We start from the raw sequence: 11726 nt of genomic DNA, 5'->3' as shown, positions 1-11726 counted from the left end.
TCGGCAATAATCGCCCCACCGCTGGTCTGTGCGGACACGATGCGGCCTAGCGCGACCGCCCAGCCCGTCACCTCGGTGTTCCAGCGAAAACTGACGCCATCCGCTTCCAGCGCTCTGGTCAAACGCTCGATAAAAATCTGCGGAGTCAGATGGCCGTCCTGCGGAAAGTACACCGAACCAGCGACGTCCATCGTGATCTCCGGATCCACTTTGGCGGTCTCCAGAGGCGTCAGGACTTTCGCTTCCATACCGAGCTTGCAGGCCATCTCCGCCGTGTGCGCTTCTTCATGCAATGCTTCCTCGGTCTTACAGAGCATCAAAAGGCCATTTTTTGTGAAGCCGAAATCGTCGCCCAGGTCACGCGCTAACTCTTGATAGCGCTGCCGGCTCGCCAGATGCAGATCGCGCAGAATGGGCGCGGAGCTTGCGACGTGAGACGCTGTCGCCGATTTCGCGAAGAGAGCGCCCCAGCGCATCAGGTCCGCGTCCAGCCTTGGGCGGATATAAAACGGACTGCGGGGCCGCAGCATCATCTTCGCGCCCATAGCCACCATGCCCGGCGCCGCCAGCGGAATAAAATGGCTCGGGACGATCATACCGGCGTTCCCGAGCGAGCACGAGTCGTGCTCGGGACCCCCGCGTTCAATAATGGTCACGCGATGCCCCTGCTTCATGGCGTAATAAGCCGTGCAGAGACCGATCACGCCGCCGCCGACCACGCAAATATCTTTCCCCGTGGACATCAGCGAATGCCCTCGCGAAACGGGTCGCCCGCGTCAAAGATCAGGTAAGAATCTGCCGTGATATATGCTAGCCCCGAGATTGTCGGAACGATCTCGTCGCCATGGATGGCCACCGATCCCTCGAACGCCGTTCCCAAAATTCCTTCCTGCCGCCAGATCTCGCCTTCTCCAAGCTTGCCGTCCGCAAAGAGACAGGCGAGCTTCGCGCTGGTTCCCGTTCCACACGGCGATCGGTCATACGCCTCGCCGGGGCACAGGACGAAGTTTCGGCTTTTTGCCGTATCCGACGGACTAAACAGCTCCACATGATCGATCTCACGACCATCGCGCCCAGTCACGCCCTGCGCCGCAAGCGCTTTCTGGATCTTGACGGTAAAGTCCGTCAGCGCCTTCGCGTTGGCCAGCATGAGATCCTGCCCATGCTCGTTCACCAGAAAGAACCAATTGCCGCCCCAGGCCACATCACCTCGAACGACGCCGTGACCGTCGACATCCACCGAGACTTGCTTCGCCCAGCGATAGCTCGGAACGTTTTCGACGGAGACTTTTCCCGAATCCTGCAGCGTCGCGGTGACGACGCCCACGGGGGTTTCAATCCGATGCCGGCCAGGACCGATCCTCCCCAGATGCGCCAGCGTCGCGACGAGGCCAATTGTCCCATGACCGCACATTCCCAGATATCCGACGTTGTTGAAAAAGATTACGCCCGCCGCGCACGATGGGTCCGACGGCTCCAAGAGCAGCGCGCCAACGAGCACATCCGAGCCGCGAGGTTCGCAAACCACTGCGGAACGGAACCCGTCATGCGATGCCCGAAAGCGAGAGAGTTTTTCGCCCAGAGAACCAGATCCAAGGTCCGGCCCTCCCGAAATCACGGTGCGAGTCGGCTCGCCTTCGGTGTGGGAATCGATGACGTGGACGGTCTCGCGGACACGATCGGTCATGATAACAGCTACTTTCTTTCTTGTCCCGACGAATCGTCCTGACTTTTCCCGATCAGCGCCTTCGGCCAAATAAATCGAGGCGCGCGAGTGGGATCGTAGCCGCGCAAATGCGCCTCCGTCCGACGGCGTTTCACCGGAACGTAACGCCATGCGTGATTGGGAAATACCAAGGCGATCAGGGCTTCGAGCTCGGGATCGTAAGCCTTTAGATCCTCACGCGTAGCGATCACGCGTTTTCCTGGTCCCGCAGTGCCGTTGCAATCGAAATACGACTGCACGCCTTCCGCCCAGTATTCCTCTCGATTGGTCGCGGCGTAAAATCCGTGAAATAATTTTGCCTGCATGGCGCGATCGTAACACGACTGCAAACGCGCGGGAAATCCAGGATCGACACGAGGCAGTCCCATTTCAGCAACGGCATGAGCGAACTCATGGATCAGGATGTTTTCCCCGCGATAAGGATCTCCTGGATAATCCAGCAGGTTCTCCTCGCCGCAGCTCACCGCCGGCCGCTCAGGCGTCGGCCCCAGCCCGCGCGCCCGCTTGTCCCAAAAGCTCGCCGGCGTCAAATCCTGATACTCAGGAATCGCGGTCGTCATTTCCGTCGGCGCCTGCACCACAAAACGAACTTTGTTTTTGACCAGCGCCTTTCGAATATCGCCACGTCCACCGAGCATCGAATCGATCAGATACTTCGCCTCATGCAGCGCATAATCCGAAACACGCTGAGAACCCAAAATCGCGAAGCCATCGTCCATCAGACACTTCTGATAGAACAGCGATAATCCCAGCGCCCGCTTCACTGCCGCAGGCGGCGGTGAAGCGGTGTTTGGGGCCGCATGAGAAACGCCAGCATCGCTATACAGTAAAACAACGGCGATCACAATCAGGCAGAGATTCATGGCGGCAATCTGTTTTTGAATTCCCTGAGCGTTAGGCCAGCGCCAGCGTGGGAATGGCCGGCCGGTTCGCCAGCCCGTGGCGAATAACCTTGAGAACGGCCTCGCGCTCCGCTCCGGCGAGCGGCTGACGTGGGGCGCGCACCCATTCCGCGCCGAGCCCGCATTCCTGGATGCAGAGCTTGATGTTCTGCACGAACTTCAGCGAGACATCCAGGTGCAGCAGCGGCATATACCAGCGGTAAAGCTCGCGCGCCTTTTCCCACTCGCCCGCCATCGCCAGATCCCAGAGGTACTGATTTTCCTTAGGGAAGGCGAGGCCAATTCCGGCGATCCAGCCCTGGGCGCCAAGCATAATACTTTCCAGCGCCAGATCGTCTACCCCCGTGAACAGAGTGTAGCGGTCCCCCACCAAGTTAATAATGTCGGAGATACGGCAGGTGTTGCCCGAAGACTCTTTAATGGCGACGAACTTCTCTTCGTCGGCCAGCTGCGCGAACATCGCTGGGGTAATGTCCACCCCGTAGGCGATGGGGTTGTTGTAGCAGATGATCGGCAGGTCGGAAGCGTCCGCGACGGCGCGGAAGTGGATCATCGTCTCGGATGGATCTGATTTGTAGACCATCGCGGGCAGCACCATCAGTCCGTCCGCGCCGAGCCGCTCCACGTCGCGAGCGTACCGGCAGGCCGATGCCGTGCTGGTTTCCGAAACGCCGCTCAGAACGGGAACACGGCCACGCGCCACATCGACCGCCATTTCCATCACGCTCCGCTTTTCGTCGGCCTCCAGCGCGGCGTTCTCGCCGAGCGAGCCTAGCATCACCAGCCCCTGCACTCCCGACTCGATCATGACTTCAATGTGCTTCGCCGTGGCGTCGAGGTCCAGCGTCTGGTTCTCGTGCAGGTGGGTTGTGAGCGCGGGGAACACGCCGGTCCATGTAGGCTTCATAGGTCCATCTTTCTCCAATGTGCGAGCGTTGTAATGTGTGACTAATCTCAAGGTTATTATCACACGCATGGATTTTTACGACAAGGGAATCCGTGCTAGAAACATGGAAGATATTGCTGGATCAAGACAGAAATTCCTTGAACCCTTCGGTTCGTGCGCGGACGCGGAAGCTGTGGGGCGATTCCCCGGTGCGACCCGAAAAAACCTTACTGAAGTAGAGCGGATCGTCGAACCCCACCATCTCGGCGACGCGAGCGATGGGAACTTCCGAACACAATAGGCGCTTCGCGGCTTCGATCCGCACATCACGCAGAAACTGGAATGGCGTTTGCCCGGTCAGCGTCCGGAAATGACGGCAAAGATGCGCCGGACTACACCCCATGGACGACGCCACTTGAGACAAAGAAATCGGGCGGTGATAGTGGGATAGGAAATAAGATTCCACGCGGTTGCTAAACGTGTCATCCTCGCCGGGCTTCGCGTCTTTTCCCGTTCCACTCATACGCGAAATGCGATGTACCGGCGCGCGCTGGAGCCAGGTGAACAAGCACAAAAGGGCGCCTCGAATGACAGTTTCGTACTGCGGCGATCGCTCGGCAAGCTCCTGCGAGATGCTGCGCGCCACATTCGTCACCTGCGCCTCAGTGAACGAATAATATTCGCTGAGCTGATGCACGCTGTCTTTAAGCGAACACATATGCACGACCGCGCAGCCCCGATGCAAAGCCAGCCAGACCACCGAATGCGGCGTCTTGCTCCGTCCCGGCACATCCGCATGCGGAAGGTATCGGACGCCGGGCGGAATAACAAACACGGAACCTGCCGGGCACTGCGCTGTACTGCCTTCCCACCAGATCGTCATCTCGCCCTTCGTGACGATCCCTATCTCCAGATATCGGTGATGGTGCAGGTCCTTATGACCCTCCAGGCGCTTGGGCGCAAAGTGCTTGGGAGGCGGCAGGATCAAGCCGCTCGTATCACTGGATGATAGCGCGCTCAGCCCGATCTGAAGGATCGCCTCGCGCAGCTGATCGACATCCTTCGCCGCCGGCGACGCCAAGTCCCGAAAGTGACGCTCCGGCGCCGTGGTCCAGACCGACGCAGTTGTGTTCATAGCCATTCTCTTTTCCTGAACGCCTTAAATCGCAGTGCATGCGAAAACACCAAACCCTCATAATAAAATAGTCCATCGGTTCTGGGAACGATGGACGCTTCAACGCGCCAGACGCAACCCGCGTTCATTGCGGGTCGGCTGATATTATAGTGTAACACAAGAAGGCATCGATAGAGCAATGGAAAGCAATGTCAAAATATGGAAAATATTGACCTATTAGAAATAGCACCCATCGCTATCTGTTCACGGATGGCGCGCCTTTATGCGAGGCCGCGCGAGCTTTCGCCATGCTTTCGACGATTTCCTGATGGGCGGCGTCCGTTCTCTCGGGAGTGTTGGTTGCGCCGACGCTATGATAACCGATCATAACAACGAGAAGAATAGCGGCTGCGGCGATCGCGATGATGACCGGTAGTTTGAGTGGTTTAGACATAAGAAGCTCCAACAGATGCGGGAAAATCGGGAAAATATGGAGATCAGTATGAAATGGAATGCTCATACTGATCTCCAGGATTTGCAAGAGATAAGATGCTTATTGCAGTCTGATTGTCATCGCCTGCCCCTTCGCGCCCAGATTGTCAGTCGTGGTGCCATCTTTGCCCCCAGGAGTTCCCGTTCCAAAAGAGACACTGGACGCTTTGAGATACTTCACATGGCCGTCCGCAGCCAAATAATTAGAGGAGTATTCAGGTGTAGAATCATGGCGGGTTGGAAGCCAGCCGTAGTCACCGCTCGATCCTCCAGATGCATTCTGAATGGTAATCGGGAATGCGGACGGGTCGCCCGAATTGCCGGTGTACTGCTGCGGTGTTGTGTCGGAGATTTCGTAAAGCAGAAATGTGCTGCTCGACGCGTTAAACTGCGACAGCGATGCTCCGCCGAAGTTATCCACACCAGGGTTCGGGCCATAGTCGTAAACAAAAACGAAGTAGTTGATGTTGTATGAGACTTTGCGCGCTGAAATGTACGTCGGCTGCGCCTGGTTGATCGTACTGTCGTCGGGACACGCGTAGACGCCAACGCTCTTCACATAAGGATAGATCTGGTTCGCCCAGCCTGCCTGATTAGCGTTGGTGTCTGTTTCCCAGTTGGGATCAACGCCTCCAATGCTTGGGTACTTCTCATCATAATCCTGGACATACTGAGTGAACCCAAGCCCAAGCTGCTTGAGATTGCTGAGACAGCTGATCTGCCGAGCCTTCTCGCGAGCTTTAGCGAACACAGGGAAAAGGATCGCCGCGAGAATCGCGATAATTGCTATAACTACGAGGAGTTCAATAAGAGTAAAGCCGGTTTGGCTATTGTGACTGCGATTCCATTGCTTGTTCATGGTCTTGATTCCTTTAACGAATAAGTAGCCGAAAATTATCGTGGAGACCACCAGATAAACGGTGAGCCACAGGCGCCGGAAGTATCGGCGAAACACGATCTTTACGGCTTGGTAAAGATAATTGAGAATATAAGCCCCGGACTGCGGTGTCTCGACTTGATGTCGATGGGTCCATTATCACACTGAACCTGGGAGGCGCGCAATGGAATTTGCTGTCATTTTATGGAGAATATTGATAGTGAAGGGAGTGGGCTTACGAGGAAATGATCGAGGTTTTCTCTTACATTTTCATACATTAACAATATACTCGAATACGCGCGCATCTGTCTATATGCCGGCGGAATGCATCAATATATTCCATGAGATATCGCATTCGCTCCATAGCCTCCCGGCTGCGCGGCGCCTTATAATGACTGTATTAAGAGAACGACGCGCATCGTTTAGGATGATTTCATGTCTACACCCAAGATTGATCCCCCTATTGCCAATTCCTTCACCCGCCGCCGCTTCATTCAGACGGCGGGGATTGTTGGCGTCGGCGCAGCGTTGGGCGTCAGTACGGCGCGCCCTGCCCGCTCGCTAGCGAACCGGGAAACGCAGGCAGCGAAGGGAGCAATCCAGGACGTCGTTCCGTGCGCTGCGCGCCCCCTTCCCATGACAGCAGTTCGATTGACCGGCGGTCCTTTGAAGCATGCGCAGGATCTCAATGCTGAGTATCTGCTCAAACTCGAGCCCAACAGAATGATGGCGTATTTGCGCAAAGAAGCGGGGCTTGCGCCACAAGCCAAAGGATACGGCGGCTGGGACAGCAACGGCAAGAGCCTGGCGGGACATATCGCGGGACACTATCTCTCGGCGGTAAGTTTGATGTACGCGGTGACGGGCGATGCGCGCTTCAAGCAGCGGGCGGATATTCTGGTTTCGGAGCTAAAGACCGTTCAGGACGCCAACGGCGATGGGTATCTCGGCGCTCAGGAGGACGGCAAGGCGAAGTATCGAGAGCTGGCGAGCGGAGTGATAAGATCGGGAGGATTTGATCTCAACGGCCTCTGGTCGCCGTGGTATGTGCAGCACAAAATCTTCGCGGGACTGCGCGACGCCTATCGATACACAGGCAATAAAACCGCGCTGAGCGTGGAGAAGAAGTTCGCCGCCTGGGTGGAGGCGACCCTGGCCGGGCTGGATGACGCCCAGGATCAGAAGATGCTGAACACCGAGTTCGGCGGCATGAATGAGGTCATGGCCGATCTTTACGCCGACACGGGCGACAAACGCTGGCTCGCGCTGTACGACAAGTTCCAGCACCGGGCGGTGATTGACCCGCTTTCGCGCCGCCAGGAGATTCTCGGCGGTCTGCATGGCAACACGCAGATCCCAAAGCTGATCGGATCGCTGTCGCGCTACGTGTACACGGGCAACGCGGCGGACGGCGTCGCCGTCCGGTTCTTCTGGGACAGCGTTGTGGAGCATCACACCTTCGCGACCGGCGGACATGGGCAGAATGAATATTTCGGTCCGCCAGACCAGCTCTCAGCGCATGTCGAGGGCCGCACGGATGAGAGCTGCAACGTCTACAATATGCTCAAGATGACCCGTGAGCTATTTGCGCTGCATCCCGATATCAAGTACGCGGAGTTTCACGAGCGGGCGCTCTTCAACCATGTACTGGGTTCGATCGACCCCGAAGACGGCCGAACGTGCTATATGGTTCCGGTCGGTCAGGGCGTCCAGCGCGAATATCAAGATATGTTCGAGAGCTTTACCTGCTGTGTCGGCACCGGCATGGAGAGCCACGCGCTCCACGCCTATGGAATCTACTACACGGCGGGCGACAAACTCTGGGTCAACCTCTACGCGCCGACAAACGCCGACTGGAAGGCTCAAGGCGCGCGCCTTTCCATGACCACGAATTTCCCCGAAGGTGAGACGGCGACCCTGAAGATAACGCTGTCCTCGCCCAAGGATCTTACGCTCGCCCTGCGCCGCCCCGCCTGGGCGGGCGAAGGATTTCGCGTGGCGGTCAATGGAAAGGCCATTTCTCATCTGTCTGCGCCCGGCTCATATATCGAGATCAAACGGCGCTGGAAAAGCGGCGACACCATCACGCTTTCGCTCCCCAAAACATTGCGCACGGAGCCTCTGCCGGATAACCCCAGCCGGGCCGCGCTGATGTGGGGACCGCTGGTTCTGGCCGGCGATCTGGGACCGGAACGCGGCGACGATACGCCGCTTCCCACAGTCCCGGTCTTCACGACATCGGAGCGGCCTCTCGCCGAGTGGCTGAAGCCCATCCCTGGAAAGCCCGGTCAATTTCGAAGTGCAGGCGCCGGTCGAAATCCCGGCGGCGACGGACAGGCGATGGAGGTCAGTTTCACTCCGTTTCACCGTCTGCACCGGCGCAGCTACGCCGCTTACTGGGACCTCTACACGAGCGATGAGTGGACGAAGAAGGCGGCGGAGATTGCCGCCGAGCAGGAAAAACAGCGCAAGTTAGAAGCCGCCACGGTCGCGTACGCGCAGCCGGGACAGATGCAGACCGAGCGTGATTTCAACCAGCAGGGCGAAGACACATCGCCGGACCGATTGATGGGCCGCGCCGCTCGCCGAGGCCGCCAATGGTTCTCGTTCGATCTTCCGGTCGATCCCGCGCATCCCATGGCGCTAATCGTGACGTACAATGCACAGGAAAGGGACACACGGACCTTTGAAATCCAGGTAAACGGCGCCAAAATCGGCGCGCAGACAGTCGAGCGAGGTCTCACGCCGAAGTTCTACGACATCACTTACGTCATCCCCGCAGATCTTGTGGTGGGTAAAACTAAAGTTACAGTTCGCTTCCAAGCCGCCGGCGGCAAGGAGATCGCCGCTGTCTATGGCATTCGCATGATCCGCGCCGATCAGCCTCTGAATTGATGTGGACTTGTAAGGAAACTGCGCCATGCCCACGCTTCCGCCCGCCCCCAAGCCCCAGGTCATCTCCAGCCGGGCGTTCCAAATCGGTTACACTTCGCAAGGCGTCACCAGCATTCAGCGCGTTCACGATCGATATAACACCGATTATGTGGCGTCGGAGCGCGCTGTCGGCAGCCTTGTACTCCGGTATCGAACGCTTGGGGCCAGCGAATGGAATCGAGCGTCAGCGGCGATCGCCATTAACGGCCACAAAGATACACTGACCTACACGATTGGGACATCGCTTCCCGTGAGCGTTCCCGTGAATGATTTGAAGGCGACGGAGCAGTTCCGTCTTGTGGGCGACGCCCTCATCTGGACCATCTCCCTGCGTAACGCCACAGATCGCAAATTAGAGATCGGCGATCTGGGCCTTCCCCTACCCTTCAATACGCATTACGGCGCCGACACCTCGGAGACATACACCAAGCGCTTGATCCGGCACAGCTTTGTCGCGGGCGGCGGATCGTTCATCTACTGGATGCGAACCAACGCCCAGGGACCTTATCTGGTGATGACGCCCGGCGCGGGAACGTCGCTGGAATACTTCGACGAACCACCGCACGGCGCCTACACCCCCTACATTCACTCTGAAGCGGCGGGCGAGGACCTGCGCGCGAAGGGCGGAACTTGGCGGCAGCCGCAAACGCATCTGGTGCTGGCGCCGCAGGGGAAGCCGGGCGACGCGCGCACCTATTCCTTCAAATTCCAATGGGCGCCCGATTACGCCGGCGTGCGCAATGTGCTTTACCGTGAGGGGTTGGCGGATATCAATGTCGTTCCCGGTATGACCGTTCCCACCGATCTTTCGGCGATGTTCTCGCTGCGCACCCAGGTCAAACCCGTGCCCGTAACAGCCGAGCATCCCGACAAAACCAAAGTCGAATATCTGGGCGAGCGCGGCAAAGACATCCACGTTTACCGAGTGCGCTTCGCGCAGCTCGGCGAAAACCGGCTGACGGTCAGTTTGGGCGGCAAGCGATCCCTGCCGCTGGAGTTTTTCACGACGGAGCCGCTGGAAACACTCTACAAAAAGCGCGCCGCGTATTTAGTGTCGCACGAACAGCACCGCGATCCCACGAAATGGTACAATGGTCTCTTTTCCCAGTGGGACATGAAGCATCAGATCCTGCGCAGCCCAGACGATCTGGACGGGCTATGGTCCTACGCCGTCGCAAGCGACGACACCACGCTGGGCAAGTCGGGATATGTCGCCGAAAAAAACGTCTTTTATCCCAATCAAACGGAGATCGAACGCGTCGAATACTATATCAAAAACTTTGTCTGGGGCGGCCTCCAGCAGACGGACAAAGAACCCTACCCCTATGCGATCTACGGCATTCCGAACTGGAAAGTCCTGCGTGATGGCCCGGACACCAACGACGGTACGAAGCACATTTGGCGGATCTACGATTACCCGCATGTCATCGCGATGTACTACAGCATGTCTCAAGTCGCGAGAAACTATCCCAATCGGACCAAATATCTGGACGCCGACGGTTACTTAGAACGCGCCTTTGGCACGGCCAAAGCGTTCTTTACCGTTCCCATGGAGATCGCGCAGTGGTCGCCCTACGAAACCGGGACATATAACGAAGTCGTCATTCCCAATCTCATTCAATCGCTTGACGCCGCAGGGCATCGGGATCAAGCCGATTGGCTGCGCTCAGAATGGGAGAAAAAGGTCGAGTTCTTCGTCAACAAGCACCCTTATCTTTATGGGTCGGAGTACTCGTTCGACTCCACGGGCTTCGAATCCACGCAGGCGTTCGCCAGATACGCCACGGATCGCGTTACCCCGAACGGCGTTAAGAAAACGGACTTCCAGACCAGCGTCAAATACAGCGACGCCAAGGCGTTTCTGAGCGAACAGATGCGCCTGAACATTGCCTGCCGAGGCTGGCTGGAGACATCGTATTACTACCTCGGCAGCGATTACCGGGGCGGCGGCAGTGCTTCCTATACGCTCAGCTATATGGCGCAGATGGGCGGCTGGTCGATTATCGATTACGCCTTGAACGACGCGTCCGATCCCATTCCGTATCTCCGATTGGGTTACGCATCCTACTTGAGTTCGTGGGCGCTGCTCAACACCGGAACAGAAGCATCAAACTACGGCTACTGGTATCCCGGCAAAAACAACGACGGCGGCGCGAGCGGCGGCTTCGAGCCGCGCCCCTGGGGGCGCGCTTGGCTGGGAAACAAAGAAATGGGGCGCGGTCCCTGGTGGTACTCCGGTGAAATCGATTTGGGTTTTAGCGGCGCGCTGCGCACGGCGGCGACCATCGTCGTCCAAGATCCCATCTTCGGATTATTCGCCTACGGCGGCGATCTGTCGCAGCAGGGTGAGGAGATCCTTGTTATCCCCAAAGATGGACTACGAACGCGATTTGACGTCGTTCTTGGATCGAACCGGCTCCAGCTTTCGACGGATCGCGATGGCTTTGCCCAGGGCCGACCAATCACATTCGACTCACAGCTTCGCAAGATCGCGTTTACTTTGGAGAACCGCGACGGACCGCCGCATGACGCCACGCTCTCAGTTCGAGGCTTGCCGGCCGGCGCGTACTCGGTCAGCACTGGCAACCTCCCAGGTGTGCGGCTCACGGTTCACGCCGGCGAAACTGCGCGGATCATTATTCCCGTTGCAGCCAACTTAACTTCAGTCGTCGTCCGTCATCTCTGAGAAAGTGAGTGATATCAATATCTTCCATATCACGGCCTATGTTTCCTATTGTCATCGTTCGCCACTGATGTGATAATGAGACACAATCGCGAAGATCGTTCGCCGACGC

Annotated in this window: 9 protein-coding genes; 2 read left to right on the top strand and 7 right to left on the bottom strand. The window is 57.7% G+C overall.

Annotated features, from left to right (window positions below):
* The 7 genes from ABIZ35_RS02025 to ABIZ35_RS01995 form a co-directional block, all read right to left on the bottom strand.
* Window positions 1-743: FAD-dependent oxidoreductase (locus ABIZ35_RS02025; protein WP_348218203.1), on the bottom strand; the 743-nt coding region annotated here is incomplete at its 3' end.
* Complete coding sequence (locus ABIZ35_RS02020) at window positions 743-1687, bottom strand: proline racemase family protein (RefSeq protein ID WP_348218202.1); 945 nt, start codon at window positions 1685-1687, stop codon at window positions 743-745. The genes ABIZ35_RS02025 and ABIZ35_RS02020, both read right to left, overlap by 1 nt.
* A gap of 8 nt (window positions 1688-1695) precedes the next feature.
* Window positions 1696-2589 carry a hypothetical protein gene (locus tag ABIZ35_RS02015; protein ID WP_348218201.1) on the bottom strand — a complete coding sequence of 298 codons (894 nt, stop codon included), beginning with the start codon at window positions 2587-2589 and terminating at the stop codon, window positions 1696-1698.
* A 31-nt stretch (window positions 2590-2620) separates the two neighbouring features.
* The gene (locus ABIZ35_RS02010; RefSeq protein ID WP_348218200.1) at window positions 2621-3535 is read right to left on the bottom strand and encodes a dihydrodipicolinate synthase family protein; all 915 of its coding nucleotides are present in this window, start codon (window positions 3533-3535) and stop codon (window positions 2621-2623) included.
* Between the two features lie 121 nt (window positions 3536-3656).
* On the bottom strand, window positions 3657-4655 hold the full coding sequence (locus ABIZ35_RS02005; protein WP_348218199.1) for an AraC family transcriptional regulator: 999 nt from the start codon (window positions 4653-4655) through the stop codon (window positions 3657-3659).
* Between the two features lie 229 nt (window positions 4656-4884).
* Window positions 4885-5082, bottom strand: coding sequence for a hypothetical protein (locus ABIZ35_RS02000; protein ID WP_348218198.1), 198 nt, complete (start codon window positions 5080-5082; stop codon window positions 4885-4887).
* A 99-nt stretch (window positions 5083-5181) separates the two neighbouring features.
* Window positions 5182-5979 (bottom strand): DUF1559 domain-containing protein, encoded by a 798-nt coding sequence (locus tag ABIZ35_RS01995; RefSeq protein WP_348218197.1) that lies wholly within the window; start codon window positions 5977-5979, stop codon window positions 5182-5184.
* Window positions 5980-6432: 453 nt separating this feature from the next.
* On the opposite strand from ABIZ35_RS01995, the gene ABIZ35_RS01990 reads away from it, so the two are divergent.
* Both ABIZ35_RS01990 and ABIZ35_RS01985 read left to right on the top strand, forming a co-directional pair.
* Window positions 6433-8892, top strand: coding sequence for a beta-L-arabinofuranosidase domain-containing protein (locus ABIZ35_RS01990; protein WP_348218196.1), 2460 nt, complete (start codon window positions 6433-6435; stop codon window positions 8890-8892).
* A 25-nt stretch (window positions 8893-8917) separates the two neighbouring features.
* A complete protein-coding gene (locus ABIZ35_RS01985; RefSeq protein ID WP_348218195.1) occupies window positions 8918-11617 on the top strand; it encodes a DUF5695 domain-containing protein in 2700 nt (899 codons plus the stop codon).
* Window positions 11618-11726 lie beyond the last annotated feature (109 nt).

Source organism: Capsulimonas sp. (genome assembly GCF_039929585.1).
Classification (GTDB): Bacteria; Armatimonadota; Armatimonadia; order Armatimonadales; family Capsulimonadaceae; genus Capsulimonas.
The sequence above is the reverse complement of the archived record's forward strand: the minus strand, read 5'-3'. Positions and strand labels throughout refer to the sequence as shown.

Bases quoted from the DNA above. Each gene is read 5' to 3' on its own strand.
- ABIZ35_RS02020 (WP_348218202.1), bottom strand. From the start codon at position 1,687: ATGACCGATCGTGTCCGCGAGACCGTCCACGTCATCGATTCCCACACC.
- ABIZ35_RS01985 (WP_348218195.1), top strand. From the start codon at position 8,918: ATGCCCACGCTTCCGCCCGCCCCCAAGCCCCAGGTCATCTCCAGCCGG.
- ABIZ35_RS01995 (WP_348218197.1), bottom strand. From the start codon at position 5,979: ATGAACAAGCAATGGAATCGCAGTCACAATAGCCAAACCGGCTTTACT.
- ABIZ35_RS02010 (WP_348218200.1), bottom strand. From the start codon at position 3,535: ATGAAGCCTACATGGACCGGCGTGTTCCCCGCGCTCACAACCCACCTG.
- ABIZ35_RS02015 (WP_348218201.1), bottom strand. From the start codon at position 2,589: ATGAATCTCTGCCTGATTGTGATCGCCGTTGTTTTACTGTATAGCGAT.
- ABIZ35_RS01990 (WP_348218196.1), top strand. From the start codon at position 6,433: ATGTCTACACCCAAGATTGATCCCCCTATTGCCAATTCCTTCACCCGC.
- ABIZ35_RS02005 (WP_348218199.1), bottom strand. From the start codon at position 4,655: ATGGCTATGAACACAACTGCGTCGGTCTGGACCACGGCGCCGGAGCGT.
- ABIZ35_RS02000 (WP_348218198.1), bottom strand. From the start codon at position 5,082: ATGTCTAAACCACTCAAACTACCGGTCATCATCGCGATCGCCGCAGCC.